26 protein-coding genes are annotated in these 25,308 nt (G+C 64.9%); 15 read left to right on the top strand and 11 right to left on the bottom strand.

All coding sequences use genetic code 11. The annotated features are described in order from the left end of the window. The first annotated feature begins 108 nt into the window (after nt 1-108). From KM031_RS00225 to KM031_RS00215, 3 genes are all read left to right on the top strand, one after another. Entirely contained in the window at nt 109-321 is a 213-nt protein-coding gene (locus KM031_RS00225) for a heavy-metal-associated domain-containing protein (RefSeq protein WP_215504356.1), read from the top strand. A gap of 196 nt (nt 322-517) precedes the next feature. After that, nucleotides 518-652, top strand: a complete 135-nt coding sequence (locus KM031_RS00220) for a hypothetical protein (RefSeq protein WP_260692016.1) — start codon at nt 518-520, stop codon at nt 650-652. An 88-nt stretch (nt 653-740) separates the two neighbouring features. Beyond that, nucleotides 741-1,088, top strand: coding sequence for a TfoX/Sxy family protein (locus KM031_RS00215; RefSeq protein WP_215504357.1), 348 nt, complete (start codon nt 741-743; stop codon nt 1,086-1,088). Between the two features lies 1 nt (nt 1,089). Here the strand turns inward: KM031_RS00215 and ndk are convergent, their stop codons facing one another. Then, nucleotides 1,090-1,512 (bottom strand): nucleoside-diphosphate kinase, encoded by a 423-nt coding sequence (gene ndk, locus KM031_RS00210; protein WP_215504358.1) that lies wholly within the window; start codon nt 1,510-1,512, stop codon nt 1,090-1,092. A 198-nt stretch (nt 1,513-1,710) separates the two neighbouring features. Here ndk and KM031_RS00205 point away from each other — a divergent pair, with 198 nt between their 5' ends. The 3 genes from KM031_RS00205 to KM031_RS00195 are packed head-to-tail and all read left to right on the top strand — an operon-like array spanning nt 1,711 to nt 4,867. Then, nucleotides 1,711-3,561 (top strand): ABC-F family ATP-binding cassette domain-containing protein, encoded by a 1,851-nt coding sequence (locus KM031_RS00205; RefSeq protein WP_215504359.1) that lies wholly within the window; start codon nt 1,711-1,713, stop codon nt 3,559-3,561. A gap of 58 nt (nt 3,562-3,619) precedes the next feature. Then, the gene (locus tag KM031_RS00200) at nt 3,620-4,237 is read left to right on the top strand and encodes a MarC family protein (RefSeq protein WP_215504360.1); all 618 of its coding nucleotides are present in this window, start codon (nt 3,620-3,622) and stop codon (nt 4,235-4,237) included. A 57-nt stretch (nt 4,238-4,294) separates the two neighbouring features. Next, nucleotides 4,295-4,867, top strand: a complete 573-nt coding sequence (locus KM031_RS00195; protein WP_215504361.1) for a retropepsin-like aspartic protease family protein — start codon at nt 4,295-4,297, stop codon at nt 4,865-4,867. Here the strand turns inward: KM031_RS00195 and KM031_RS00190 are convergent. Then, nucleotides 4,864-5,328, bottom strand: a complete 465-nt coding sequence (locus tag KM031_RS00190) for a DNA polymerase III subunit chi (protein ID WP_215504362.1) — start codon at nt 5,326-5,328, stop codon at nt 4,864-4,866. The two genes, KM031_RS00195 and KM031_RS00190, sit on opposite strands and share 4 nt — an antisense overlap. Continuing rightward, on the bottom strand, nt 5,328-6,797 hold the full coding sequence (locus KM031_RS00185) for a leucyl aminopeptidase (RefSeq protein WP_215504363.1): 1,470 nt from the start codon (nt 6,795-6,797) through the stop codon (nt 5,328-5,330). The genes KM031_RS00190 and KM031_RS00185 overlap by 1 nt, the downstream gene beginning before the upstream one ends. A 153-nt stretch (nt 6,798-6,950) precedes the next feature. On the opposite strand from KM031_RS00185, the gene lptF reads away from it, so the two are divergent. The 6 genes from lptF to rsmA all read left to right on the top strand — a co-directional run bounded on the left by lptF (nt 6,951) and on the right by rsmA (nt 14,506). Next, complete coding sequence (lptF, locus tag KM031_RS00180) at nt 6,951-8,072, top strand: LPS export ABC transporter permease LptF (protein WP_215504364.1); 1,122 nt, start codon at nt 6,951-6,953, stop codon at nt 8,070-8,072. Continuing rightward, nucleotides 8,069-9,163, top strand: coding sequence for an LPS export ABC transporter permease LptG (lptG, locus tag KM031_RS00175; RefSeq protein WP_215504365.1), 1,095 nt, complete (start codon nt 8,069-8,071; stop codon nt 9,161-9,163). The genes lptF and lptG overlap by 4 nt, the downstream gene beginning before the upstream one ends. Nucleotides 9,164-9,166: 3 nt before the next feature. Next, a complete protein-coding gene (locus tag KM031_RS00170) occupies nt 9,167-11,323 on the top strand; it encodes an LPS-assembly protein LptD (protein WP_215504366.1) in 2,157 nt (718 codons plus the stop codon). 82 nt (nt 11,324-11,405) lie between these two features. Further along, nucleotides 11,406-12,614 carry a peptidylprolyl isomerase gene (locus KM031_RS00165; protein WP_215504367.1) on the top strand — a complete coding sequence of 403 codons (1,209 nt, stop codon included), beginning with the start codon at nt 11,406-11,408 and terminating at the stop codon, nt 12,612-12,614. Nucleotides 12,615-12,617: 3 nt separating this feature from the next. Then, nucleotides 12,618-13,598, top strand: coding sequence for a 4-hydroxythreonine-4-phosphate dehydrogenase PdxA (gene pdxA, locus KM031_RS00160; RefSeq protein ID WP_215504368.1), 981 nt, complete (start codon nt 12,618-12,620; stop codon nt 13,596-13,598). Between the two features lie 65 nt (nt 13,599-13,663). Then, complete coding sequence (gene rsmA / locus KM031_RS00155; protein ID WP_215504369.1) at nt 13,664-14,506, top strand: 16S rRNA (adenine(1518)-N(6)/adenine(1519)-N(6))-dimethyltransferase RsmA; 843 nt, start codon at nt 13,664-13,666, stop codon at nt 14,504-14,506. A gap of 67 nt (nt 14,507-14,573) precedes the next feature. On the opposite strand, the gene KM031_RS00150 is transcribed toward rsmA, so the two are convergent. The 7 genes from KM031_RS00150 to KM031_RS00120 all read right to left on the bottom strand — a co-directional run bounded on the left by KM031_RS00150 (nt 14,574) and on the right by KM031_RS00120 (nt 21,131). Continuing rightward, complete coding sequence (locus KM031_RS00150; RefSeq protein WP_215504370.1) at nt 14,574-15,443, bottom strand: DUF4167 domain-containing protein; 870 nt, start codon at nt 15,441-15,443, stop codon at nt 14,574-14,576. 230 nt (nt 15,444-15,673) lie between these two features. Beyond that, a complete protein-coding gene (prmC, locus tag KM031_RS00145; protein WP_215504371.1) occupies nt 15,674-16,507 on the bottom strand; it encodes a peptide chain release factor N(5)-glutamine methyltransferase in 834 nt (277 codons plus the stop codon). Next, nucleotides 16,504-17,559 (bottom strand): peptide chain release factor 1, encoded by a 1,056-nt coding sequence (gene prfA, locus KM031_RS00140; RefSeq protein WP_215504372.1) that lies wholly within the window; start codon nt 17,557-17,559, stop codon nt 16,504-16,506. Before prfA ends, prmC begins: the two co-directional genes overlap by 4 nt. A 117-nt stretch (nt 17,560-17,676) precedes the next feature. Continuing rightward, nucleotides 17,677-18,135 carry a DUF1499 domain-containing protein gene (locus KM031_RS00135; protein WP_215504373.1) on the bottom strand — a complete coding sequence of 153 codons (459 nt, stop codon included), beginning with the start codon at nt 18,133-18,135 and terminating at the stop codon, nt 17,677-17,679. After that, entirely contained in the window at nt 18,126-19,094 is a 969-nt protein-coding gene (gene speB, locus KM031_RS00130) for an agmatinase (RefSeq protein ID WP_215504374.1), read from the bottom strand. The genes KM031_RS00135 and speB overlap by 10 nt, the downstream gene beginning before the upstream one ends. Nucleotides 19,095-19,207: 113 nt before the next feature. Further along, complete coding sequence (locus KM031_RS00125; protein WP_215504375.1) at nt 19,208-19,951, bottom strand: YoaK family protein; 744 nt, start codon at nt 19,949-19,951, stop codon at nt 19,208-19,210. Between the two features lie 19 nt (nt 19,952-19,970). Further along, entirely contained in the window at nt 19,971-21,131 is a 1,161-nt protein-coding gene (locus KM031_RS00120) for a M20 aminoacylase family protein (protein ID WP_215504376.1), read from the bottom strand. Nucleotides 21,132-21,258: 127 nt separating this feature from the next. Here KM031_RS00120 and mazG point away from each other — a divergent pair, with 127 nt between their 5' ends. From mazG to KM031_RS00105, 3 genes are all read left to right on the top strand, one after another. Continuing rightward, nucleotides 21,259-22,044, top strand: coding sequence for a nucleoside triphosphate pyrophosphohydrolase (gene mazG / locus KM031_RS00115; protein WP_246566970.1), 786 nt, complete (start codon nt 21,259-21,261; stop codon nt 22,042-22,044). Between the two features lie 98 nt (nt 22,045-22,142). Then, nucleotides 22,143-23,144, top strand: a complete 1,002-nt coding sequence (locus KM031_RS00110; RefSeq protein ID WP_215504378.1) for a Fe(3+) ABC transporter substrate-binding protein — start codon at nt 22,143-22,145, stop codon at nt 23,142-23,144. A gap of 140 nt (nt 23,145-23,284) precedes the next feature. Next, nucleotides 23,285-24,232, top strand: coding sequence for a nucleoside hydrolase (locus KM031_RS00105; protein ID WP_215504379.1), 948 nt, complete (start codon nt 23,285-23,287; stop codon nt 24,230-24,232). Between the two features lie 11 nt (nt 24,233-24,243). On the opposite strand, the gene KM031_RS00100 is transcribed toward KM031_RS00105, so the two are convergent. After that, nucleotides 24,244-25,275: a sensor histidine kinase gene (locus tag KM031_RS00100; protein ID WP_215504380.1), complete on the bottom strand. Its 1,032-nt coding sequence runs from the start codon at nt 25,273-25,275 to the stop codon at nt 24,244-24,246. Nucleotides 25,276-25,308: the final 33 nt, after the last annotated feature.

Raw genomic sequence — 25,308 nt, 5'->3', positions numbered from 1 at the left:
ATGGGAAGGTCAAGCCCGGCTGCCACATTTTTTCGTGCGTCCGGATGGCCCTTGACCTTCCCGCAGATGGAACCCCCATATCAGGGCAACACAGTTCAGGAGCCCGCCATGACCACCCTGTCCATCCCCGACATGAGCTGCGGCCATTGCCGCGCTTCCATCGAAGCCGCCCTGCGCCCGCTGCCCGGTGTGACCGCGATTCTGTTCGATGCCGCCGCCCGTCAGGCCACCATCGAAGGCCCTGCCTCGGCTGCATTGCTGATGAGCACATTGGACGGCATCGGCTTTCCCGCGACGCCGGTGACAAAAGCGGCGGATTGATGCCGGTCCTGACCCGCCACTGTGGCAGAGTTATCAAATCGCGTAAAATTTACGCAGTTTTGTAACGGTTTTCTGTCAGCCCGGCTTGCCGCCAGCGGTTTGCCGACGTATCTGGTTCTGAAAGCGTCATCCTGTGGATAAATATCGCCCGATGACGTGGACGACCTATCTCGAGCCAGTGAACCGGAGCAGACCCATGGCCACCACCCAACCGCAATCGCAAGCCCAGCAGGGCGGCACCAGCACGCCGTCGCAGCAGCAGGGCCAAAGCGCGCCAACCGCGCCGCAACAGGGCAGCCAACCGCTGTTCAGGGACTGGGCCTCGATCTGACTCAGACATGCTTGCCCCGCCACAGCGCGGGTTGAAATTGCACCGGGCCAGCCGTTAGGCTGGCCTTTGCCATTTCAAACGGTCTGCCATGCCCGAACCCGTCTCGTCGATTCTCAACCTTGGCCCCGCCTCCGAGGCGGCCTTTGCCCGTGCGGGCATCCATTCCGCAGAAGAGGTGCGTGCGCTTGGCGCGGATGCCGCCTATCTGGCCCTGCTGCGCGCAGGCACCGCCCCGCATTTCATCGGCTATTATGTGCTGGTGATGGGATTGCAGGGCCGCCCGTGGAATGATTGCCAGGGTGCCGAGAAAAAGGCACTGCGGGTCAGCTTCGATGCCCTGAAGGCGCAGGTCGGCAGCAAGAAGGGCCGCTCCGATCTGGAAGCGGCCCTTGATTTTCTGGGGGTGGTGGAACGGCCGAAGCCGCCCCGCCGATAGATCAGCCGACCAGTTCGAGACCCGAGAAGTAGAAGGCAATCTCGCGCGCAGCCGACACTTCGCTGTCCGAACCATGCACCGAGTTTTCGCCCATCGACAGCGCGAAATCCTTGCGGATCGTGCCTTCAGCGGCATTGGCCGGGTTGGTGGCACCCATGACTTCGCGGTTTTTCAGGATGGCGCCTTCGCCTTCCAGAACCTGCACGACCACCGGCTCCGACGCCATGAACTCGCACAGTTCGCCGTAGAAGGGGCGTTCTTTGTGCTCGGCATAGAACTGGCCAGCCTGTGCCATCGTCAGGTGGATGCGCTTTTGCGCGACGATCCGCAGGCCGGCTTCCTCGAACTTGGCATTGATCTTGCCGGTGAGGTTGCGCTTGGTCGCGTCGGGTTTGATGATCGACAGGGTGCGTTCGATGGCCATGTGGCTCTCCATATCAAAAAGCGCGGGAAAAAGCACCCGCGCCGGAATCTGTGGCGCTCTGCTATCATGTGCGGCGGATGTTGAAAAGCCGTGACAGGCAAGGCGCCCGCGCGGCCCAGGGCAGGATTATGTCGCCCGGCGGGCTTGCCCGCAGGTTGCCCGTTGACCCTGCCCGCTGCTTCGGGCAAGCGTGCCGCCATGCTGCGTATATCAGATATCACTTATAATGTCGAAGGCCGCCCCCTGTTTGAAGGGGCTTCGGCCACAATTCCCACCGGGCACAAGGTGGGTCTTGTCGGGCGCAATGGCGCGGGCAAGACCACGCTGTTCCGCCTGATCAAGGGCGAGATCGCGCTGGAGGGCGGCGAGATCTCGATCCCGGCGCGGGCGCGCATCGGCGGTGTGGCGCAAGAGGTGCCCTCGTCATCCACCTCGCTGCTGGATACGGTGCTGGCGGCAGATACCGAACGCAATGCCCTGCTGGCCGAGTCGGAAACCGCGACGGATGCGCATCGCATTGCCGAGATCCAGACCCGCCTTGCCGATATTGATGCCTGGAGCGCCGAGGGCCGCGCCTCGGCCATTCTCAAGGGGCTTGGCTTCGATGCCGAAGCGCAATTGCGCCCCTGTTCCGATTTTTCGGGCGGCTGGCGGATGCGGGTGGCGCTGGCGGGCGTGCTGTTCGCGCAGCCCGATTACCTGCTGCTCGACGAACCGACCAACTATCTCGATCTGGAAGGCGCGCTCTGGCTGGAAAGCTATTTGCAGAAATATCCGCATACCGTGCTGATCATCAGCCACGACCGCGGCCTGCTGAACCGCGCCGTGCAGGGCATCCTGCATCTGGATCAGAAAAAGCTGACCTATTGGAACGGCCCCTATGACCAGTTCGCCCGGCAGATGGCCGAGCGCCGCGCCGTTCTGGTGGCCGAGGCCAAGAAGCAGGATGCGCGCCGCGCCCATCTGCAAAGCTTTGTCGACCGCTTCAAGGCCAAGGCCAGCAAGGCCGTGCAGGCGCAAAGCCGCGTGAAGATGCTGGAGAAGATGACGCCGATCACCGCCCCGGAAGAGGCGAAGAAACAGGTGTTCACCTTCCCCGCCCCCGAAGAGCTGTCGCCGCCGATCATCAACATGGAAGGGGCCGCCGTTGGTTATGGCGGGCCTGCCGTCCTGAAACGCCTGTCGCTGCGCATTGATCAGGATGACCGCATCGCGCTGCTGGGCCGCAATGGCGAGGGTAAATCCACCCTTTCCAAGCTGCTGGCCAGCAAGCTCGAGGTGATGGCCGGGCAGATCACCCGCCATTCCAAGCTGCGCATCGGCTATTTCGCGCAGCATCAGGTGGACGAGCTGCATATCGACGAAACCCCGCTGCAACATATCCAGCGCCTGCGCCCGACCGAAGGCCAGCCCCGGCTGCGTGCGCGGCTTGCGGGCTTTGGCCTGATGGCGGATCAGGCGGAAACCGTGGTGGGGCGGCTGTCGGGCGGTCAGAAGGCCCGGCTGTCGCTGCTGCTGGCCACCATCGACGCGCCGCATCTGCTGATCCTTGACGAACCGACCAACCACCTGGACATCGAAAGCCGCGAGGCGCTGGTCGAGGCGCTGACCGAATATTCGGGTGCCGTGGTTCTGGTCAGCCATGACATGCACCTGCTCAGCCTCGTGGCCGACCGGCTGTGGCTGGTGAAAGGGGGCGCGGTGGTGCCCTATGAAAAGGATCTGGAAACCTATCGCGCCGAACTTCTGGCCGGGGACGAACCCGCCAAGGCCGAAGCCAAGCCGGTGGAAAAGCCGAAAAAGGCCAGCCGCGACGAGATCCTCGCGCTGCGTTCGGAAGTGCGCAAAAGCGAAGAGCGTCTGGGCAAGATCAACGCGATGCGCGACAAGCTGGCCACCAAACTGGCCGACCCGGCGCTGTATGAAGATGCGCGCAAGGGCGAGCTTGAGACCTGGAACAAGAAATACGCCGAGGTGATGGACGGGCTGGACCGGGCCGAAGCGATGTGGCTGGCCGCGCAGGAAAAACTCGAAGCGGCGGGCGGCTGAAACCATTTGCGCCATGGCCCGGCCATGGCCATGATGGGTCAGCAACATCCGAGGTCACATGCCCGACAGTGCTTTTCTGATCACCGCCTTCGCCACGCTGTTCGTGGTGATCGACCCGCCGGGCCTTGTGCCGCTGTTCATCGCGCTGACCCGCGGCATGACGACCGAGCGCAGGCGGGCGATGGCGCGGCGCGCCTGCGTGATTGCCACGGTGCTGCTGACACTGTTTGCCCTGATGGGCGAGGCGCTGCTGGGCTTCATCGGCATTTCCATGTCGGCCTTCCGCATTGCGGGCGGCATCCTGTTGTTCCTGACCGCGCTCGACATGCTGTTTGAACGCCGCACCCAGCGGCGCGAGGGCCAGCACCCGGACCCGGACCATGACCCTTCGGTGTTTCCGCTGGCCACGCCGCTGATCGCCGGGCCCGGCGCGATTGCGACGATGATCCTGCTGATGGGGCAATCGGGCGGCAGCTGGGCCGGCACAAGCGCCGTGCTGGGCCTGCTGTTCGCGATGATGCTGGCGACCTTCCTGTTCCTGCTGGCCGCGCCGCCGATCGAAAAGCTGCTGGGCCGCACTGGCACCATCGTGATCACCCGGCTGCTGGGCATGTTGCTGGCGGCATTGTCGGTGCAATTCGTGATCGACGGGGTGAAAGGCACCGGGCTGGTGTAATCCCCCGGCTTGCGGCATGGCTCCGCAGCCCCTATCTGCCCCGCAGGAGGTGCCGCTATGGATGGTGACCAGATCAGCCGCCTGATCTTTCTTGGCCTGTTGCTGGCGGCGGTCAGCGGCTGGGTGATTGCCGAATATCGCGGCCGCATGGGCCAGGCGCTGCGCACCGCGCTGGCCTGGGGTCTGATCGTGGTCGGGCTGATGGCGGGCTATGGGCTGTGGCAGGACATCCGCACCGATATTCTGCCGATGCAGCAGGTCAGTACCGACCGGATCGAGGTGCCGCGTGCGAATGACGGCCATTTCTATCTGGTGCTGGGCATTGATGGCCGCACCATCCGCTTTCTGGTGGATACCGGCGCCAGCAATGTGGTGCTGAGCCGGGATGACGCCCGCACGCTTGGCTTCAATCCTGAAACGCTGGTCTATCTGGGCGAGGCGAATACTGCCAATGGCACGGTGCGCACCGCCCGCGTGACGCTGAACAATGTCACGCTCGGTGACTTTGCCGATGACCGGATCAGCGCCTGGGTCAATGACGGTGTGATGGACGGCTCGTTACTCGGCATGGATTATCTGCGGCGTTATAGGATCGAGATCACCGAGAATCGCATGATCCTGAGCCGCTAGGTCGGCTTCTTTTCGGTTTTCATCTGCCAGCGCCCGGTCTCTTCCGACCAGTATTGCGCATGGATCCCTTCGGCGGTGACGGCCTTCCACAGGCCGCGCGCGGCATTCAGCGCCGTCTCGTCCAGCCCGTCGAACAGCACCCAGACGCGCTCCAGCCGCGCCGCCTCGCCAGGCTGCGGCACCGCACCATCCACCAGCATCAGCGCCTGCGCCTGATTGGCAATCGGGCCCAGACCCAGCAGGATCGGCTGATCGGCATCCTGCGCGCCGCCCTCAAGCCCATGCGGCAGAAACCCGTCCTCCGGCTCCAGCCAAAGCCGCTGGTCCAGATGCGCCAGCCGCGCCAGATCGGTGCCACGCACCATCACCCGCCAGCCCGCGCCCAGAGCGCGGGGCAGCAGGGTGGCGGCGGTCTCCTCTGCCGGAGACCGCGTGAGGTGATAGAACAGAACCAGCGCCATCAGCGCTCGTAACGGTCTTTGATCAGCCGGTTGAGCGCCATCACGCCCCATCCGGTCGCGCCCTTGGGGGCCAAAGCGCTGTCGGATTTCAGCAGCGCCGTGCCCGCGATGTCCAGATGGATCCAAGGGGTTTCCGGCTTGACGAAGCGTTGCAGGAACTGCGCCGCCGTGATCGCGCCGCCATCGCGCCCGCCGATGTTCATCATATCGGCAATCCGCGATTTCAGCTTGGCGTCATAGGCTTCGCCCATCGGCATCCGCCACGCGCCCTCGCCCTCGGCCTTGGCGGCTTTCAGGAAGCCGTCGCAGAACGTGTCATTGTTGGAGAACACGCCGGTGTTTTCATGCCCCAGCGCCACGATGATGGCCCCGGTCAGGGTGGCAAGGTCGATCATGCCGACCGGGTTGAAGCGCTCTTGCGCATACCACATCACATCGGCCAGCACCAAACGCCCTTCGGCATCGGTGTTGATCACCTCGATCGTGTCGCCCTTCATGGATTTCACCACATCGCCGGGACGTTGGGCGCGGCCATCAGGCATGTTTTCCACCAGCCCGACCAGACCCACCACATTGGCCTTGGCCTTGCGCATCGCCAGCGTGCGCATCACACCCGACACGACACCCGCGCCGCCCATGTCCATTGTCATTTCTTCCATGCCGCCCGCAGGTTTGATGGAAATGCCGCCGGTATCGAACACCACACCCTTGCCGATCAGCGCCAGCGGGGCCTCGCCCTCGACACCGCCCTTCCATTGCATCACCACGACCTTGGAGGGGCTTTCAGAGCCCTGCCCCACACCGAGCAAAGCACCCATGCCCAGTTTGGTCAGTTCCTCTTCCTCAAGGATCTCGACCTCCAGCCCCAGTTCCTGCATCGCCGCCAAACGGGCGGCAAAATCATAGGTGGTCAGGATATTGGCGGGTTCGTTCACCAGATCGCGGGTGAAGAACACGCCTTCGGCCAGTGCGGCCAGCGGTGCCGCCTCGGCGGCCACGGCCTCGGGGGCGGCGACCATCATCGTCACCGGGCCGGGCAGCTTGGCCTCGGCGGTCTTGTGGACGGTGAAGTCATAGGCGCGCATCGCCAGCCCGAACGACACCTCTGCCGCGCGGGAATGGCCTTCGCAGATCACCAGCGTCGCCAGTTTCGACAGCCCGCGCCCCACCGCAGCCCCGGCCTTGCGCGCGGCGGCGACATCGGCCTTGCGCTCAAGCTTGACCACCTGCACCGCCTCGGCGGCCAGCCCGGCGGGCCAGGCCAGATCTGCCGCCTCGCCCGATTTCAGCGCCGAAAACGCGTCAGAGCCGACAAACCGCGCCAGCGCGCCCTTCATCAGCCGGTCCAGCCTGCGCCCGGCGGCCCCCAGCTTGCCGCCCTCGTCCACCAGCAGGGCGATGCGGCCGGTGGCCGTGGCCAGCGCCTCAAGATCGACGGGCTGGAACTGGATCGGAACGGGATGCGACATCGGAAACTCCGGCTGAGTGAAATTGCGCAGGCGCACCATGGCGGCCTTTCGCCGGGACGGTAACGCCCGGCGCGGCGCTTGACCAGATAGCAGTTTTCCCCGGCGGGGATTTCGGCTAGCGTCGCGCCGATTACCGGGTTGAAAGGGAATGGCGTGTCGAGATTCGACAGATACCTGCTGTCGCATTTGCTGGCGCTGTTCGGCTTTTTCTCGCTGGTGCTGGTGGCGATCTATTGGGTGAACCGGGCCGTGGGCCTGTTTGATCAGCTGATCGGCGATGGCCAGTCGGCGCTGGTGTTTCTGGAATTCTCGCTGCTGACGCTGCCGAATGTGATCCGGCTGGTGCTGCCGATCTCGGCCTTTGCGGCCACGGTCTATGGCGTCAACCGCCTGATGGCCGACAGCGAACTGGTGGTGATGCAGGCCACCGGGTTTTCGTCGTTCCGTCTGGCGCGGCCCGTGCTGTATTTCGGGCTGTGCGTGGCGCTGATGATGCTGGTGCTGATGCATGTGCTGGTGCCCGCCAGCCGCGCCGCGCTGACCTCTCGCTCTGCCGAGATTGCCGAGAATGTGACCTCGCGCTATCTGTCCGACGGCGAATTCATGCACCCGTCGGAAGGCATCACCCTGTATATCCGCGATCTGACCGAAACCGGCGAATTGCTGGATGTGTTCATCGCGGATGACCGCGACCCGAAATCGCGCGCCACCTATACCGCCAGCCGCGCCCTGCTGGTGCGCGGCGACAGCGGGCCGAAGCTGATCATGTTCGACGGCATGGTGCAAAGTCTGGTGGAGGCCGAGCGGCTGGCCGTCACGCGCTTTGCCGATTTCACCTATGATCTGGGCGGGCTGATCGACGCCTCTGCCCTGCCACGACGCACCATGGACGAGCTGTCGACACGCGAGCTTCTGGCCGCCGAACCCGCCGTGTTGCAGGAAACCGGGCAAGACCGCGCCACCTTCCGCTCCGAGGCCCATGCGCGCTTTGCCATGCCGTTTCTGGGTACCGCCGCCGCGCTGATCGGCTTTTCCGCGCTGCTTCTGGGCGCGTTTTCGCGCTTTGGCCTGTGGCGGCAGATCGGCATTGCCGTCTTGCTGATCATCCTTGTGCAACTGATCAACACCTCGGCCACCGGCGCGTCGCTGCGCGACGAGCGCGCCTGGCCGCTGGTCTATGCGGCCCCCGTGTTCGGCCTTGTGCTGTCGGCGCTGATGCTGTGGCAATCGCAGCGCCCGCGCCGCCGCCCGCGCCAGACGGAGGCAAAGGCATGACCCTGAGCCTTTATATCGCGCGCCGCTTCGTGTGGATGTTCCTGCGGGTGTTCTTCGTGTTTTTCGGCATCCTGATGCTGATCGACATGCTGGACCAGCTGCGCCGCTTTTCCGGCAAGGGGGTGGGGCTGACGCAGGCGCTGCATCTGTCGGCGATGAATGTGCCGGAAAGCCTGTATCGCATTCTGCCGCTGATCATGATCCTGTCGGCGATTGCGCTGTTTCTGGGCCTGTCACGCTCGTCGGAACTGGTGGTGGTGCGGGCCGCGGGCCGCTCGGGGCTGCGCTTTCTGCTGACGCCGGTCACGGTCTCGCTGGCCATCGGCGCGATTGCGGTCGCGGTGCTGAACCCTCTGGTCGCCGCCACCTCGAAGGAATATGAGGCGCTTTACGCGACATATGCGAAAGGGGCGGAACGGGTGCTGTCGGTTTCGGAAGAAGGGCTGTGGCTCAGGCAGGGTGGCGATGGATCCCAGACGGTGATCCATGCGGCACGCGCCAATGCCGATGGCACGGAACTGTTCGGCGCGACCTTTCTGTCCTTTGATGATGATGGCCTGCCGCGCGAACGGGTCGAGGCGGAACATGCCCTGCTGCAACCCGGCGCCTGGGCGCTGACCGGCGCAAAACGCTGGAGCCTCGATGGTGCCAACCCCGAAGCCGGGGCGCAGCGGATGGAGATCAGCAGCCTGCCCTCCGATCTGACGCGCGATGCGATCCGCGACAGTTTCGGCAGCCCCTCGGCCATTCCCGTCTGGGATCTGCCCGGTTATATCCGCGGGCTGGAGCGGGCGGGCTTTTCGGCGCGCAATCATCAGGTCTGGTTGCAGATGCAGCTGGCCCTGCCCTTGCTGATGACGGCGATGGTGCTGGTCGCGGCGGGCTTTACCATGCGCCATGCCCGGTTCGGGCGCAGCGGCATGTTGGTGCTGTTTGCCATTCTGGGCGGCTTTGCCATCTTCTTTCTGCGCAATTTCGCGCAGGTTCTGGGCGAGAATGGGCAGATTCCGGTGTTGATGGCGGCCTGGGCCCCGCCGCTGGCGGCGGCCCTGTTTGCCATGGGTCTTTTGCTGCATCTGGAGGATGGCTGAACGATGCGCCTGCGGTCCGTTCTGTTCGCCCTTCTGCTGACCACGCTGCCGCTGAACGCGCCCGCGCAGGAGATGGCCACGCTGCTGGCGGATCGCATGTCGGTCAGCGGCGATACGCTGCTGGTGGCCGAAGGCGGTGTGGAGGTGCGCTATCGCGGCCAGACCCTGCGCGCCAGCACCGTTCGTTATGATCGCGCTACCGACCGGCTGGCCATCACCGGGCCGATCACCGTGTCGGATGAAAACGGCAATTTCGTGCTGGCCGATGCGGCGGATCTGTCGACCGATCTGACCGAAGGGGTGCTGACCTCGGCCCGCATGGTGCTGAACCAGCAGATGCAGATCGCGGCGCAGCAGATGTTCCGCGTCGGCGGGCGGTATACCCAGTTGTCCAACACAGTTGCCTCCTCCTGTCAGGTCTGTTCGATCAACCCGACGCCGCTGTGGGAAATCCGGGCGCGGCGCGTGGTGCACGACCAGCAGGAGCGCCAGCTCTATTTCGACAGCGCACAGCTGCGCATGGCCGGGGTGCCGGTGTTCTACATTCCGCGCCTGCGCATGCCCGACCCGACGCTGGACCGTGCGACCGGCGTGCTGATGCCCGATATCCGCACCACCACCGGCCTCGGCACCGGGATCAAGCTGCCCTATTTCATCACGCTGGGCGACAGCCGCGATCTGACGGTGACCCCCTATGTCACCACCAAGGGCGGGCGCACGCTGGAATTGCGCTATCGGCAGGCGTTCCAGACCGGGGCCATCACCATCACCGGCGCCACCTCGCGCGACGAGATGCTGCCCGGCGAGCAGCGCGGCTATCTGCGCGCCGAGGGCGATTTTGCCCTGCCGCGTGACTTCACGCTCAGCTTTCAGGCCGAGGCGGTCAGCGATCCGGCCTATCTGCTCGATTACGGCATTTCCGACAAGGACCGGCTCGACAGCCGGATCGAGATCACCCGCACCCGGCGCAACGAATATATTTCCGGGCGCTTCATCAACTTCCGCTCGATCCGCGATGTGGGCGGCGCGCTGGAAAGCAACGCCACCCTGCCGACGCTGATCGGCGATTTCACCTGGCACCGGCGGTTTTCAGGTGGGCCTTTGGGGGGCGAGGCCGGGTTCCGGCTTCAGACGCACAGCCATTACCGCACCTCGACCAGCCCGTTTGACAGCGATGTCGACAGTGACGACATTGCAGATGGCCGCGATGTGGCGCGCACCTCGCTACGGCTGGACTGGCGGCGCAACTGGGTGTTCGGCCCCGGCCTTCTGGCCGCCGCGATGGGCGAGGTTTCGGCCGATATCTATTCGATCCATCAGGATGCCACCTATGCAGGCAGCACCACGCGGCTGCATGGCGCGGGCGCGCTGGAACTGCGCTGGCCCTGGACCGGATCGACCCGCGACGGCGCGACCCATGTGATCGAGCCGGTGGCGCAGCTTGTGTTCAGCCCCTCGGACAGCGCCGATCTGCCCAACGAGGATTCCGCACTGGTGGAATTCGACGAGGGCAATCTGTTCTCGCTGGGCCGCTTTTCCGGCAGCGATGCGCGCGAAGAAGGCAAACGCCTGAACATCGGCCTCAGCTGGACCCGCTTTGCCCCTTCGGGCTGGAGCCTTGCCATGGCGGTGGGCCGGGTTTACCGCACGGCGGATGAAGGGCAATTCACTGCCGCCTCGGGGCTGGACGGCATCAACTCCGATTGGCTGGCCGCGACGCAGATCACCATGCCCGGCGGGCTGTCGCTGACCAACCGGATGCTGGTCGACAGCGATTTCGAGATCTCCAAGGCGGAATTGCGCATGGATCTGAACCGCGAACGCTATGGGCTGAGTTCCTCTTATGTCTGGTTGCAGGCGGATGCCGCCGAAAACCGCAGCGCCGATACGCAAGAGCTGTATTTCGATGGCCGATATGGGCTGTCGGACACCTGGACCGGCAAGATGTCGGGCCGGTATGATTTCGAGGCGGACCGGGCGACCCGCGCCGGCGTGGGGCTGGAGTTCCGCAACGAATGCCTGCTGGTCGATCTTTCCCTCTCGCGCCGCTTCACGACCTCGACTAGTGTGAAGCCGACCACCGATTTCGGCCTCTCGGTCGATCTTCTGGGCTTTGGCGGCAGCGCCAAACCCGGCCCCGCCCGCCGCTGCCGGAGCTGAGACCGGAAGAAAGACCGCGAGACCAAAGGCCCAAGGGCCGCGCCAGCCGCTCTGGCACAGGCCATAAGGAAGAGACTGCCCGATGACCCGTTTTCTGCCTCTGCTGACTGCCAGTCTGATTGCCCTCGCCGCCGCTGGCGGGCCGGGTGCCGCGCAGGAAAACCTGTTCGCGCCGCGCATCATCATCAATGACCGGGCGGTGACGCATTACGAATATCAGCAACGCCTGCTGTTCATGCGGCTGCTGCGGGCCCCGGGCGATCTGGAGAAAGAGGCGCTGGACGGGCTGATCGAGGATCGGCTGCGCCTGCAAGAGGCCAAACGTCTGGGCATCAAACCCGCCGAGGAAGATCTGCGCAAGGGCATGGAAGAATTTGCCGCGCGGGCCAATCTGTCGGCGGATGACTTCATCAAGGCGCTGGGTCAGGGCGGCGTTGCTGCCGAAACCTTCCGCGATTTCGTCAGTGCCGGGCTGGTCTGGCGCGAGATCGTGCGCGCGAAATTCGGGCCGCTGACCAAAGTCACCGATCTGGAAGTGGATCGGGCCATCGCCGCCGAAACCCGCAAGATGGCGCTGAATGTCGCGGTGTCGGAACTGATCATTCCCGCCCCGCCCGGTCAGGAAGCCGCGGCCATGGCGCTGGCGCAGCAGATCAAGGCCGATGTGCGCTCGGAAGCCGGCTTTACCGCGGCTGTGGCCCGCCATTCCGCCGCGCAATCGCGTGAACAGGGCGGGCGTCTGCCGATGATGCCGCTGGCCAATCTGCCGCAGGGTCTGGGCGCGGTGATCCTCGGCCTTGCGCCGGGAAAGGTGTCTGATCCCGTCACGCTGCCCGGTGCGGTGGCGCTGTTCCAACTGCGTGGGCTGGAAGAGGTCAGAACCAGCGCGCCTGCCGCGATCCAGGTGGAATATGCCCGGCTGCGCCTGCCCGCCACCCCCGAAGCCGATGCCCAGCTGGCGCAGATCCGCAGCCGCAGCGATACCTGCAAAGACCTCTATGGCACCGCGCCGAACCTGCCCGAAGATCAGCTGATCGTCGAAACAAAACCGATGTCGGCCATTGCGCAGGATATCGGCCTTGCGCTGTCGCGCATGGATGCGGGCGAAAGCGTGCTACGCAATGTCGGCGGCGCGCGGGAATTGCTGATGCTCTGCGCCCGGATGCCGGTGAGCGAAGAGCCGATCAACCGGGCAGCGGTGCGGGACCGGCTGCTGAACCAGAAAGTCGAAGCGCAGAGCGACCTTTACCTCGCCACGCTGCGCGCCAATGCGATCATCCGCGAGCCATAAGCGATGACCGCCCCGCATGCCCCGATTGCGCTGTCCTGTGGCGAACCCGCAGGCATTGGCCCCGAAATCGCCGTGAAGGCCCGCGCCATTCTGGGGACAGAGGTGCCGTTCTTCTGGATGGGCGATCCGCGCCATCTGCCGCCCGGGACCGCGAGCCAGGTGATCCACAGCCCTACCGAGGCGCTGGCCCTGCCCGGCACGGTGCTGCCGGTGCTGCCGCATCCTTTTGCCGCCCCCGCGACGCCCGGCCAGATCACCTATGCCAATGCGCGCGGTGTGGTCGAGGTGATTGCGCGCTGTGTCTCGCTGGTGCAGCAGGGTCAGGCCTCGGCGCTGTGCACGGCACCGCTGCACAAGAAGGTGCTGAAGGATGGCGCGGGGTTCAAATTTCCCGGCCATACCGAATATCTCGCCTTTCTGGCCGGGGTCGAACAGGTGGTGATGATGCTGGCCGCCCCCGCGCTGCGGGTGGTGCCGGTGACCATCCATATTCCGATTGCCGAGGTGCCGCGCGCCCTGACACCCGCCCTGCTGGAGCAGACCATCCGCCTGACCGAAGCCGGTCTGCGCCGGGATTTCGGGCTGAAACAGCCGCGTCTGGCAGTGGCGGGGCTGAACCCTCATGCGGGCGAAGGCGGGGCGATGGGGCATGAGGATGCCGCCATCATCGCCCCGGTGGTGGCGCGTCTGGCCGCCGAAGGCATGGCAATCCGGGGGCCGCTGCCCGCCGATACGCTGTTCCATCCGCGCGCACGCGCCGGTTATGACGTGGCGATCTGCATGTATCACGATCAGGCGCTGATCCCGATCAAGACGGTGGATTTTGACGGCGGGGTGAATGTGACGCTGGGCCTGCCCTTCGTGCGCACCTCGCCCGATCACGGCACGGCACTGGATATTGCGGGCAAGGGCATTGCCGAACCGTCAAGCCTTGTGGCGGCGCTGCGCATGGCGCATCAGATGGCGGCGGCGCGCACAGGGTGAGCGCCGGGGGGGTCCCCCCGGACCCCAGGATATTTGTGCCAAGATGAAAGCAGGAGCCGGGTTCCATGGCGACGATTGATGGTCTGCCGCCACTGCGCGAGGTGATCCGCGCGCATGATCTGGTGGCGAAAAAGCAGCTGGGGCAGAACTTCCTGCTGGATCTGAACCTGACCGCCAAGATTGCGCGGCTGGCGGGGGATCTGTCGGGCTGTGACGTGCTGGAGGTCGGCCCCGGCCCCGGTGGTCTGACGCGCGGGCTGTTGGTCGAGGGGGCGCGGCGGGTGCTGGCAGTGGAGAAGGATCCGCGCTGTCTGCCCGCCCTGGCCGAGATTGCGGCGGCCTATCCCGGGCGGCTGGATGTGATCAACGGCGATGCGCTGGAGGTGGATGTGATGGCGCATCTGACGCCGCCGATCCGCATCGTGGCGAATCTGCCGTATAATGTGGGAACGGAACTGCTGATCCGCTGGCTGACGCCGAAGGTCTGGCCGCCGGTCTGGGACAGCCTGACGCTGATGTTCCAGAAAGAGGTGGCCGAGCGGATCGTGGCCAAGCCCCGCACCGATCATTACGGGCGGCTGGCGCTGCTCGCGCAATGGCGCTGCGATGCGCGGATCGTGCTGCATCTGCCGCCCGAAGCCTTCACCCCTGCGCCGAAGGTACATTCCTCGGTGGCGCATCTGACCCGCCTGCCCGGCCCGCGCTATCCGGCGGATGAGGCGGTGTTGAACCGGGTGACAGCCATGGCCTTCAACCAGCGACGCAAGATGTTGCGCTCGTCCCTGAAGGGGCTGGGACCGGATGTGGAGGCGCGGCTGGAAGCGGCGGGCATTGCGCCGACGGCGCGGGCCGAGGAGATCTCGTTGGAGGGGTTCTGCGCGCTGGCGCGTGAGGTGGCGCGCGGCTGATCCTGTGTCAGACGACTGGACATAAAAAAACGGGGCCATCTGGCCCCGTTTTTTTATCTTTGCAGGATCACTCTGCCGCTTCGGTCTTGCCATCGGCATCGCTGCCCGGGGTTTCCGATTTCGGCTTTTCCACTTTCGGCTTGCGCGGGGCCGGGGCTTTTTTCGGCTTGGGCGCGGCGACCGGGGCGGTTTCGACCGCAGCCGGTGCCTCGATCACAGCGGGCTGCGGAGCCGGCGCGGGTTGCGGTGCTACGGCGACAGGTTCCGGCGCAACGCGCGGGGCCTCAGTCGTTTCGGCCGGGCGCGGGCGGCGTTCGTTGCGCTCATTGTTGCGGCGCTCGCCATTGCCACGGTGTTCACGGCGTTCACCCTTGGGCTTGGCCTCGCCTTCGGCGCGCGGTTCTTGCGCGCGGTCAGACCGCTCGTGCCGGGGGGCCGCGACCGGCGCTTTCATTTCCGGGGTTTCCACCAGACCGCTGTCTTCGTCGCGCGGGGCAAAGCTGCTGTCTTCGCGCAGATAGGGCTGGTCGCTCTGGCCCGGATCGCGGTCTTCGCGCGGCTCTGGGCGGTAATCGCCACGGTCGTTGCGGTCCCGATAACCGCCCTGACCGTTTCCATTGCCATTCTGCTGCGTGCCGCCGGTGCCATTGCCACCATGCTGTTGTTGGCGGGCTTCCTGTTCGGCGGCGAGTTCGCGCTGCGCCTCGCCCAGCATCCGGGTGTAATGTTCCGCGTGTTGCAGGAAATTCTCTGCCGCAACCCGATCATTGGAAAGCTGTGCGTCGCGGGCGAGGAACAGGTATTTCTCGATGATCTGCTGTGGCGTGCCGCGCACCTTGCCTTCCGGCCCGGAGCTGTCGAAGACACGGTTCACGATGTTGCCCATCGTGCGCGGGCGGTTCGATTTCGAACGCGAGCGGGACTTGGAGGATCTCATCTTGTCCTTTGATCCAGACTATACTGGCTGTGGCCGACCGCCTGCCGTAAACGGGCTTTGCCTATCTGGCGGGGTGTCGTCATGCTTTTTGGCTTGACCGCAGAGGCAGCATAAAAGCCGCACACCTGCTGTTTGTGAGTAATCATGTGCAGCACGGTCTGACAAGTGAAATCTCTGCGCGGGCCCGCAAAGCAAGGCAGAATTCCGCGCAGATGGCACTGGCATGCCGCTTATATGCGGCGCTTTGCCGCAACCACACGGTCGCGCCCGTCGAAGTCCTGCAGGATGCGGGCGGTGTGCAGACCGGCTGCGGTGAACAGCTCGGCCACCGCCTGCCCCTGTTGCGGGCCGATTTCCACCATAAGTTGCCCGTCGGGGCCAAGATGCGCGGGCGCCTGCGCGGCGATGGTGCGGTAGGCCTCCAGCCCGTCGCCACCCGGCGTCAGCGCCAGATGCGGTTCCCAGTCGCGCACCTCGGGGCTGAGGTCGGCCATTTCGGCAGCGGCGATATAGGGAGGGTTGGAGACGATGAGATCAAACTGCCCCGCCACATTGGCCAGCCAGTCGGACTGCTGAAACGTGGCACGTTCCGCGAGGCCAAGGCTTTCGGCATTGGTGCGCGCCACGTCCAGCGCTGCGGGCGACAGATCGACGGCAAGCCCGGTGGCTTCTGGGCGTTCGGCCAGAAGCGTCAGCAGGATCGCGCCCGATCCGGTGCCCAGATCCAGTACCCGTGCGAAGGGTCGTTGCAGGGCAGCGGCAATCAGGGTTTCGGTTTCGGGGCGCGGGTCCAGCACATCCGCGGTCACCCGGAAGCTGCGGCCCCAGAACAGGCGCTGGCCGGTGATCTGACTGACCGGCTGGCGCTGCGCGCGCGCGGCCAGTGCTGCATCAAACCGCGCGGCGGCGGTTGCGGGCAGCGGATCCTGAAGCGCCAGCAGCACCCGGTCCGGCGCGATGCCCAAGGCATGGGCCAGCAGCAGCCGCGCATCGCGAGCGGGATCCGGCACGCCCGCCGCCGCCAGCCGCGCCGTGGCGTCGCGCAAAGCAAAGGCTGCCGTCATGCGTCCATCTCGGCCAGTTTGTCGGCCTGATCATGGGCGACAAGCGCCGCGATAACCTCGGACAGATCGCCCGCCATGATCTGCGGCAGCGCATAAAGCGTGAGGTTGATGCGGTGATCGGTCATCCTGCCCTGCGGAAAATTGTAGGTGCGGATGCGTTCCGAGCGGTCGCCGCTGCCGACCTGCGCCTTGCGATCGGCGGCGCGGGCATTGGCCACGCGGTCGCGCTCCAACTCATAGAGACGGGCGCGCAGCACCTGCATGGCAATCTCGCGGTTGCGGTGCTGCGATTTTTCGGAACTGGTGACGATGATGCCGGTGGGCAGATGCGTGATGCGCACGGCGGAATCGGTGGTGTTCACATGCTGCCCGCCTGCCCCGCTGGCGCGCATCGTATCAATGCGGATGTCGCTGGCCGGGATCAGCAGATCGACCTCTTCGGCTTCGGGCAGCACCGCGACCGTGGCGGCAGAGGTATGGATGCGCCCGCCCGCCTCGGTTTCCGGCACGCGCTGCACCCGGTGGGTGCCCGCCTCGAACTTCAGCTGGGAAAACACACCCTCGCCCTGCACATGGGCGGTGAATTCCTTGAGGCCACCCAGATCGGAGAGCTGCTGTTCGAGGATCTCGAACCGCCAGCCGCGGCTTTCGGCAAAGCGCTGATACATGCGGGCCAGATCGCCTGCGAAGAGTGCCGCCTCTTCTCCGCCGGTGCCGGGGCGGATTTCGAGGATGGCCGGGCGGGCGTCGGCGGCGTCTTTCGGCAAGAGCGCGAGGCGCAGCGCCTGTTCCATCCTTGGAATCCGCGCGCGAAGGACGGGCAGCTCTTCTTCGGCCAGCGCCTTCATTTCGGGATCGGCCAGCCAGCCCTCGGCCTCGGCCAGATCGGCCAGCGCCCTGCGATAGGCCGCGATGTCAGCCACCACGGGCTTGAGATCGGAATATTCGCGGCTGAGCACCGCAATCTCGGCCGGAAGCGCGCCGGTGCCAAGCTTTGCTTCGAGAAACTCGAAACGGCGGGTGATCTGATCAAGCTTGTCTAACGGAACCATGGCACGGGTTTGGCGCGAAGGCGGACGCGGGTCAAGGGGGCGGCGCGGGGCTGAGAGGAAGGCTGGGGGTTTCACACCCCCAGACCCCCGTGGGATATTTTTGCCAAGATGAAGGGATCAGTGCAGGGCGGCGAGCCAGCGGGTGGCGCGGGCGCGGTTGACGCCGAAATCGGAATAGCCGAAGCGGGCGCGCGACCACAGGCGCAGGGTGGCGCCGCCCGGCGCGGGCAGGGTTTCAACCGTGATGAGATCGGGGAACCCCCAGAGAGCGGAGCGCTGCACGAAGGTCATGTGCTGCTCGGCCACGCTGCCGGCCAGCAGCCGGGTATGCGGCTCGGCCAGGGCCAGGGCTGCGATTTTTGCCGCAAGATCGGCGGGAGGCAGCGCAAAGACGGGGGCGGCGATGTCGCCGCCCTCCGGGCGCAGGCGCACATCATTCGGTTTGCCGGTGCGGCGCGGCTCGGCCAGGCTGACATGCCAGCGCGCCGGATCGAGCGGTGCGAGGCGGATGAACCCGGCGAAGGCCAGCGCCGCCAGCAGCGGCAGTCCGAAGGTGACGGCGAGGATCAGCCGCATCTGTGCCGGGTCCAGTGATAGAGGCAGATCAGCTCGTAGGCGACATGGGCGCCCGCGATGGCGGTGGCGCCGGTGGTATCATAGGGGGGCGAGACCTCGACCACATCGCCGCCGACGAGATTGACCCCCGCCAGATCGCGCAGGATCGCCGCTGCCTGCCAACTGGCCAGCCCGCCCCAGACCGGGGTGCCGGTGCCGGGGGCGAAGGCCGGATCGAGCGCGTCAATGTCGAAGGTGAGGTAGGTCGGATTGTCGCCGACGATGGCCTTCACCTTTTCAACGATGCGGGCAACGCCGATTTCATGACATTCACGCGCGTCGATCACATTCATCCCGAGGTAATCCTCGCAATAGGTGCGGATGCCGATTTGCACCGAGCGTTTCGGATCGACCAGCCCCAGTTTGACCGCCTTGTACATCATGGTGCCATGGTCGATCCGGCTGTAATCATCATCCTGCCACAGGTCGGAATGGGCATCGAAATGGATCACGCTCATCGGGCCAAACTTTTCGGCATAGGCCTTGAGGATGGGGAGCGTGATGTAATGATCGCCGCCCAGCACGACCGAACCGGCCCCCGCCGCCAGAATGGTGCGGATATGAGCCGTCAGCGTTTCGGGGAAATCGGCGGTCTTGGCGTAATCGAAGGCGAGATCGCCATAGTCGATCACGTTCAGATCGGCCAGCGGATCGGTGCCCCAGCCATGCGGTGGGTCATAGGGTTGCAGGCTGGAGGCTTCGCGGATGGCGCGCGGGCCAAAGCGGGTGCCGGTGCGGTGGGTCACCGCCTGATCGAAGGGCACGCCGGTCACCGCCAGATCGACTCCGCTCAGGTCTTTCGTATAGGTGCGGCGCAGGAAGGAGGTGGCCCCCCCAAAGGCATTTTCAAAGGCATAACCGCGCAGACCCTTGCGGGTGAAGGCGGTATCAACATCGGTCTTGGCATCTTCAAGGGCCATGAGAGCAGCTCGTCAGAAGGAAAGTGGTCGTCATTCTGAACTTCGGAGACGCGCCGGATCCGGGTGGGGCGATTTTGGCGCATGGGGCGGCAGAGTCAAGCCATTTGATCAAATCATCGCCGCCACAGCAGCGTCGGCACCGACAGCGCCAGGAGGATCAGCGCGAGCGGCAGCGAGAACAGGAACCCGAGCCGTGCATAACCGAAGGCCCCGATGATGCCACCGATCAGAAAGGCCAGCACCAGCCGGATCAAGATGGCCAGCTTGCCGCCATCCGCCTGCACAGAGCTGCCCCGGCAGAGGCGGCCAAACAGCGCCCGGCCGGTTTCGATGCCGATATCTGTCACCATGCCGGTCGCATGGGTGGTGCGGATGCGCGCGCCGGAAATCTTGGTGATCGTGGCATTCTGCATGCCCATGATGAAACAGAGGCAAGCCAGCGAAAACAGCCGCCCCGCCTCGGTGGTGAACAGGCCGCCACCGGCGAAACAGGCCATGAACACGCCCTGCACCGCCAGCGGCACGGCATATTGCAGCCGGGCATCGCGCCGGCGGGCCGCATTGATCAACAGGGTGCTGAGCGCCGCGCCGCAGATAAAGGCGGCAATGGCCATGGCGCTGATCGCCGCCATGCGCAGTTGCGACAGTGCGAGATTATCGGCCATCTGCGACAGATAGCCGGTCATATGCGAGGTATATTGGCCAAGCGCGAAAAAGCCGCCCGCATTGGCCGCCCCCGCAATCGCCGCCAGAACCGTGGCGAGGGCCAGATCGCTGCCCGCCGTGCGCCGATGCCCGACCAGCGCCCGTGCAGCTGCGGCAGGGCGGGCAAAGTGGCGATGCGACAGCGGTTTCATGGCTCCCCTCGGTGCCGCGTTACAGCGGCAATGCGCGTTCCACCAGCCGGGCGAAGAAGCTGGCCCCCACCGGAGCGGCCTCGTCGTTGAAATCATAGGCCGGATGGTGCAGCCCTGCCCCCGGCCCGGTGCCGAGGAACAGATAGGCGCCGGGCCGGGCCTCCAGCATATAGCTGAAATCCTCTGACCCCATCTCGCGCGGGGACTGCCCGTTCACCGCCGCCTCGCCCGAGATTTCCTGCGCCACCGACACCGCGAATTCCGCTTGGGACGGGTGGTTCACGGTAGCCGGATAACCCCAGTCGTAATCAACCCGCGCCTTGACCCCGAAGGCCGCCGCATGTCCTTCGACAATCTCGTAGAAACGCTTTTTCAACAGCTTGCGCACTTCGGGGTTGAAGCAGCGGATGGTCGCGCAGAACATCGCCTCTTCGGGAATGATGTTGCTCGCGGTGCCTGCGTGGATCTGCGTGACCGAAATCACCACCTCGTCCAGCGCATAGACATTGCGAGTGATGATGGTCTGCACCGCCTGCACCATCGCCACAACCGCCACGATGGGATCGATACAATCATGCGGCGTCGCGGCATGGCCGCCCTTGCCGGTGACATAGACAAACGCCGTATCGACCGAGGCCATCAGCGCGCCGGAATTGGTCTGGAAATGGCCGAAGGGCACGCCGGGCGCATTATGGATGCCGTAAACCTCTGACACGCCGAAGCGGTCCATCACGCCTTCCTGCACCATCACATTGCCGCCGCCACCATCCTCTTCGGCGGGCTGGAACAGCAGCGCGACACGGCCCTTGAAGCGGCGCGTCTCGCACAGGTATTTCGCAGCGCCCAGCAGCATGGTCACATGGCCGTCATGGCCGCAGGCGTGCATCTTGCCCGGGACGGTGCTGGCATGGTCTGCCCCGGTCAGCTCTACAATCGGCAGCGCATCCATATCCGCGCGCAAGCCGATGGTCGGGCCGTCGCCGCTGCCATTGATGATGCCGACAACGCCCGAGGTGGCAATGCCGTCATGCACTTCGTCGACCCCCATCTCGCGCAGACGCGCGACAATGAAGGCGGCGGTGTCATGGCAGGCGAATTCCAGTTCCGGGTGTTGATGCAGATGCCGCCGCCAGCCCTTCATCTCGTCTGCATAATCTGCGATGCGATTGAGAACGGGCATGGTGGACTCCTTGGTCGGTTCAGGGCTAATCCGCAGAGGGAACCCGAAAACCGGAGCCGCCGCAATGCCCCACCGCCCTCTGCCCCGAACCGAAAGCGACACGCTTGTGCATGACGCTACGGCAGGAATGCCCCGCCTGCTGGAAATCATGGCCCGTCTGCGGGCGGCCGATGGCTGCGCCTGGGATATTGAACAGACCTTCGCCAGCATCGCCCCCTATACGCTGGAAGAGGCGCATGAGGTGGTCGATGCCATCGAACGACAGGCCTGGGATGAGCTGAAGGGTGAATTGGGCGATCTGCTGTTGCAATCGGTGTTTCACGCGCAAATCGCTGAAGAAGAAGGGCTTTTTGCCTTTGAGGATGTGGTCGCCTCAATCAGTGACAAGATGGTGGCGCGGCACCCGCATATCTTTGGTGACGACACCAATCCGCTGACCGCAGAAGAGCAGACGCTGGCCTGGGAACGCCTGAAAGCCGCCGAACGGGCCGCCAAGGCCGAGCCGCGCACGCTGGACGGTGTGGCCGTCGCCCTGCCCGCGCTGACCCGCGCGGTCAAACTGCAAAAACGCGCGGCCCGTGTGGGCTTTGACTGGCCCTCTACCGAAGAGGTGATCGACAAGATCACCGAAGAGGCGCGCGAACTGGTCGAGGCACGCCGCAGCCTGACCGAGGCCGAGGTTACCGAGGAATTCGGGGATCTGCTGTTCGTGATGGCCAACCTAGCCCGTCATCTGTCGGTGGATCCCGAAGCCGCGCTGCGTGCCGCCAATGCCAAATTCACCCGCCGGTTCCAGCGGATCGAAGATTGGCTGGCCGAGGCGGGGCGCAGCCCGGGCCAAAGCGATCTGGCGGAAATGGATGCGCTGTGGAACCGCGCCAAGGCCGAGGAGAAGGCGGCGCAGCAAGGCTGAGGCCCCGCGCCAAAATGACCAAGGGATTCACTCACCTATTGACCCAAGTAAAAGACTCATGTTTATGGGCGTCAGAAAACTGACGAAAGAGGTCAAGAATGAACCGCGCCCTTCTCGCCATGGCATTGTGCAGCACCGCCCTTCCGGCCTTTGCCGATGAGGTGAACATCTATTCGCACCGTCAGCCGGAGCTGATCCAGCCGCTGCTGGATGCCTTCACGGCAGAAACCGGCATCACCACCAATATCGCCTTTGTCGACAAAGGCATGGTGGAACGTCTGGTGGCCGAGGGCGACCGTTCGCCCGCCGATCTGGTGCTGACCGTCGATATCGCGCGGCTGACCCAAGTGGTCGAGGCGGGTGTGACCCAGCCGGTGCAATCTGATGTGCTGGAGGCGAATATCCCCGAAGCCTTCCGCGATGCGAATGACAACTGGTTTGGCCTGACCGCCCGCGCGCGGATCGTCTATGCCAGCAAGGAGCGTGTGAAAGACGGCGAAGTCACCACCTATGAAGACCTCGCCGACCCGAAGTGGAAGGGCCGCATCTGCACCCGTTCGGGCACCAATGATTACAACATCGCCCTGCTGTCCGCCGTCATCGCCCATGACGGGCTGGACGCCGCGAAAACCTGGGCCGAAGGTCTGAAGGCCAATCTCGCCCGCAAGCCCGATGGCGGCGACCGAGATCAGGTGAAGGCGATCTGGGCCGGGGAATGTGATATCAGCCTCGGCAATACCTATTACATGGGCCAGATGGTCAATGATGACGAACAGAAGGCCTGGGCCGACTCGGTTCGCATCGTGTTCCCGACCTTTGCCGCTGGCGGCACCCATCTGAACGTGTCGGGCGTGGCGATGACCAAATCCGCCCCGAACAAGGATGCTGCCCTCAAGCTGATGGAATGGCTGTCCTCGGATGCGGCACAGAAGATCTATGCCGAAACCAACCACGAATTCCCGGTCAAGCCCGGCGTCGCCACTTCGGAGCTGGTGGCAAGCTGGGGCAGCTTTACCCCGGACAGCCTGCCGCTGACCGACGTGGCAGGCCACCGCGCCGATGCGCTGAAAATCATGGAAGAGATCAACTTCGACGGGTGATCCCCCGTCCCTGAAACACGGAAAAGGAGGCCCTTCGGCCTCCTTTTTTCATTTGTATGCGTTGGAATTGGCCTTGCCACATTTTACCATGTGGACAAATCTGCGCCCTTCGGTTTTTCTGCACCCGACAGGAGAATGCCATGACCAAGACGCCGCGCAAGATCATCATCGACACCGATCCGGGGCAGGATGATGCCGTGGCGATCCTGCTGGCGCTGGCCAGCCCCGAAGATCTGGAGGTTCTGGGCCTGACTGCGGTTGCGGGCAATGTGCCGCTGCCGCTGACCCAGAAAAACGCGCGCATCATCTGTGAACTGGCGGGCAAGCCGGAGATCCGGGTCTTTGCCGGCTGCGATGCGCCACTGAGCCGCGATCTGGTCACGGCAGAGCATGTGCATGGCAAGACCGGGCTGGACGGGCCACAGATGGCCGACCCGGTGATGCCCTTGCAGGATCAGCACGCCGTCGATTTCATTATCGACACGCTGCGCCGCGAACCGGCGCATACGGTCACGCTCTGTCCACTTGGCCCGCTGACCAATATCGCAACCGCCTTCCTGCGCGCGCCCGATATCATGGCCCGCGTGCAACAGATCGTGCTGATGGGCGGCGCCTATTTCGAGGTGGGCAACATCACGCCCACCGCCGAATTCAACATTTACGTCGACCCGGAAGCGGCTGATATCGTGTTCAAATCCGGCGCACCCATCGTGGTGATGCCCTTGGATGTGACCCATAAGGCGCTGACCACCCGCGCCCGGATCGAGGCCTTTCGTGGCCTTGGCAGCGAACCGGGCCGCATGGTGGCCGAATGGACCGATTTCTTCGAACGCTTCGACATGCAGAAATATGGCAGCGAAGGCGCGCCGCTGCATGACCCCTGCGTCATCGCCTATCTGATCCGCCCCGAGCTGTTCACCGGCCGCCATATCAATGTCGCCATCGAAACCCAGTCAGACCTGACGCTGGGCATGACCGTGGCCGATTGGTGGGGCGTCACCGACCGCCCGGCCAATGCGCTGTTCATCGGCGATCTGGACGCCGAAGGCTTCTATCAGCTGCTGATCGAACGCATCGCCCGCCTGTAACCGGCCTTGCGTCACTGAAGCGGCAGGCTTACCGAAAAGGTGCTGCCCTTGCCTTTGACGCTGTCGATTTTCAGCCGCCCGCGATGGCGGTTGACGATATGTTTGACAATGGCAAGGCCCAGCCCGGTGCCGCCCTTTTCGCGCGAACGGTGGGTATCCACCCGGTAAAAGCGTTCGGTCAGCCGCGGCAGATGGATCGCGTCGATCCCTTCGCCCCGGTCCTGCACATCCACTCGCACCACCGGACCGCGCAGCCCCGGCTCCTGCGGCAGGCGGCTCAGCACCACGCTGACCTGCTTGCCCGGCGCGCCATATTTCACCGCGTTTTCGATCAGGTTGTGAAACACCTGCGTCAACTGATCGCCATCGGCGCGGATCGGCAGCGCCGCGCCGCCACCGATCAGTTCAATCTCCACCCCGGCCTCCTGCGCCACAGGTTTCAGCGCCGCAATGACCGAGGCCAGAAGCCCCGCCAGATCCACCTGCGCCGACGGGCGCTGCCGTTCCTGCGCCTCCACCCGGCTCAGCGACAGCAGATCGCGCACCAGCCGCGTCATCCGACCGGCCTCGCGCGCCATGATGCCCAGAAACCGCTCGCGCGCCACCGGATCATCCTTGGCACTGCTTTGCAGCGTCTCGATGAAGCCCAGCAGGGCGGTCAGCGGCGTGCGCAGCTCATGGCTGACATTGGCGACAAAATCGCGGCGCAGCTGGCCGATCAGCTCTTGCTCCGTCACGTCGATGAAGGCGCAGAACGCTCCGCCCCCCGGTGCCGGGGCCACCGTCACCTGATAGACCACCTCATGCGCCATGGGCGAGACGCTGTAGCGCACCTCTCGCGCAGCGCCGTCGCGCCCCGCCTCCTCGATCGCCTCGACGAGGGCCGGATGCCGCAGGGTCAGCGCATAATGCCGCCCCAGCGCCGCCTCGCCCACCAACAGCCGCCCCGCGCCGTTGGCCGTGGTCAGCCGCCAGTCCGGCCCGATATGGATCATCGGCAGCGGCACTGCCGCCAGCATCGCTTCCCGTTCTGCCTGATCCATGCCATTCCTCCGACGTCCGCGCTGCGCCCTTTC

The sequence above is a fragment of the Gemmobacter fulvus genome (assembly GCF_018798885.1).
Taxonomy (GTDB): domain Bacteria; phylum Pseudomonadota; class Alphaproteobacteria; order Rhodobacterales; family Rhodobacteraceae; genus Gemmobacter; species Gemmobacter fulvus.
This window is presented reverse-complemented; position numbering and strand designations above follow the sequence as displayed.

What these genes read in the sequence shown, in the direction of transcription:
- KM031_RS00195 (WP_215504361.1), top strand. Translation starts at nt 4,295, where the DNA reads ATGGATGGTGACCAGATCAGCCGCCTGATCTTTCTTGGCCTGTTGCTG.
- KM031_RS00205 (WP_215504359.1), top strand. Translation starts at nt 1,711, where the DNA reads ATGCTGCGTATATCAGATATCACTTATAATGTCGAAGGCCGCCCCCTG.
- pdxA (WP_215504368.1), top strand. Translation starts at nt 12,618, where the DNA reads ATGACCGCCCCGCATGCCCCGATTGCGCTGTCCTGTGGCGAACCCGCA.
- KM031_RS00215 (WP_215504357.1), top strand. Translation starts at nt 741, where the DNA reads ATGCCCGAACCCGTCTCGTCGATTCTCAACCTTGGCCCCGCCTCCGAG.
- speB (WP_215504374.1), bottom strand. Translation starts at nt 19,094, where the DNA reads ATGGCCCTTGAAGATGCCAAGACCGATGTTGATACCGCCTTCACCCGC.
- KM031_RS00190 (WP_215504362.1), bottom strand. Translation starts at nt 5,328, where the DNA reads ATGGCGCTGGTTCTGTTCTATCACCTCACGCGGTCTCCGGCAGAGGAG.
- prmC (WP_215504371.1), bottom strand. Translation starts at nt 16,507, where the DNA reads ATGACGGCAGCCTTTGCTTTGCGCGACGCCACGGCGCGGCTGGCGGCG.
- KM031_RS00165 (WP_215504367.1), top strand. Translation starts at nt 11,406, where the DNA reads ATGACCCGTTTTCTGCCTCTGCTGACTGCCAGTCTGATTGCCCTCGCC.
- rsmA (WP_215504369.1), top strand. Translation starts at nt 13,664, where the DNA reads ATGGCGACGATTGATGGTCTGCCGCCACTGCGCGAGGTGATCCGCGCG.
- KM031_RS00100 (WP_215504380.1), bottom strand. Translation starts at nt 25,275, where the DNA reads ATGGATCAGGCAGAACGGGAAGCGATGCTGGCGGCAGTGCCGCTGCCG.
- KM031_RS00150 (WP_215504370.1), bottom strand. Translation starts at nt 15,443, where the DNA reads ATGAGATCCTCCAAGTCCCGCTCGCGTTCGAAATCGAACCGCCCGCGC.
- KM031_RS00200 (WP_215504360.1), top strand. Translation starts at nt 3,620, where the DNA reads ATGCCCGACAGTGCTTTTCTGATCACCGCCTTCGCCACGCTGTTCGTG.
- KM031_RS00110 (WP_215504378.1), top strand. Translation starts at nt 22,143, where the DNA reads ATGAACCGCGCCCTTCTCGCCATGGCATTGTGCAGCACCGCCCTTCCG.
- KM031_RS00135 (WP_215504373.1), bottom strand. Translation starts at nt 18,135, where the DNA reads ATGCGGCTGATCCTCGCCGTCACCTTCGGACTGCCGCTGCTGGCGGCG.
- KM031_RS00225 (WP_215504356.1), top strand. Translation starts at nt 109, where the DNA reads ATGACCACCCTGTCCATCCCCGACATGAGCTGCGGCCATTGCCGCGCT.
- KM031_RS00120 (WP_215504376.1), bottom strand. Translation starts at nt 21,131, where the DNA reads ATGCCCGTTCTCAATCGCATCGCAGATTATGCAGACGAGATGAAGGGC.
- KM031_RS00185 (WP_215504363.1), bottom strand. Translation starts at nt 6,797, where the DNA reads ATGTCGCATCCCGTTCCGATCCAGTTCCAGCCCGTCGATCTTGAGGCG.
- KM031_RS00125 (WP_215504375.1), bottom strand. Translation starts at nt 19,951, where the DNA reads ATGAAACCGCTGTCGCATCGCCACTTTGCCCGCCCTGCCGCAGCTGCA.
- KM031_RS00105 (WP_215504379.1), top strand. Translation starts at nt 23,285, where the DNA reads ATGACCAAGACGCCGCGCAAGATCATCATCGACACCGATCCGGGGCAG.
- KM031_RS00170 (WP_215504366.1), top strand. Translation starts at nt 9,167, where the DNA reads ATGCGCCTGCGGTCCGTTCTGTTCGCCCTTCTGCTGACCACGCTGCCG.
- ndk (WP_215504358.1), bottom strand. Translation starts at nt 1,512, where the DNA reads ATGGCCATCGAACGCACCCTGTCGATCATCAAACCCGACGCGACCAAG.
- prfA (WP_215504372.1), bottom strand. Translation starts at nt 17,559, where the DNA reads ATGGTTCCGTTAGACAAGCTTGATCAGATCACCCGCCGTTTCGAGTTT.
- lptG (WP_215504365.1), top strand. Translation starts at nt 8,069, where the DNA reads ATGACCCTGAGCCTTTATATCGCGCGCCGCTTCGTGTGGATGTTCCTG.
- mazG (WP_246566970.1), top strand. Translation starts at nt 21,259, where the DNA reads ATGCCCCGCCTGCTGGAAATCATGGCCCGTCTGCGGGCGGCCGATGGC.
- KM031_RS00220 (WP_260692016.1), top strand. Translation starts at nt 518, where the DNA reads ATGGCCACCACCCAACCGCAATCGCAAGCCCAGCAGGGCGGCACCAGC.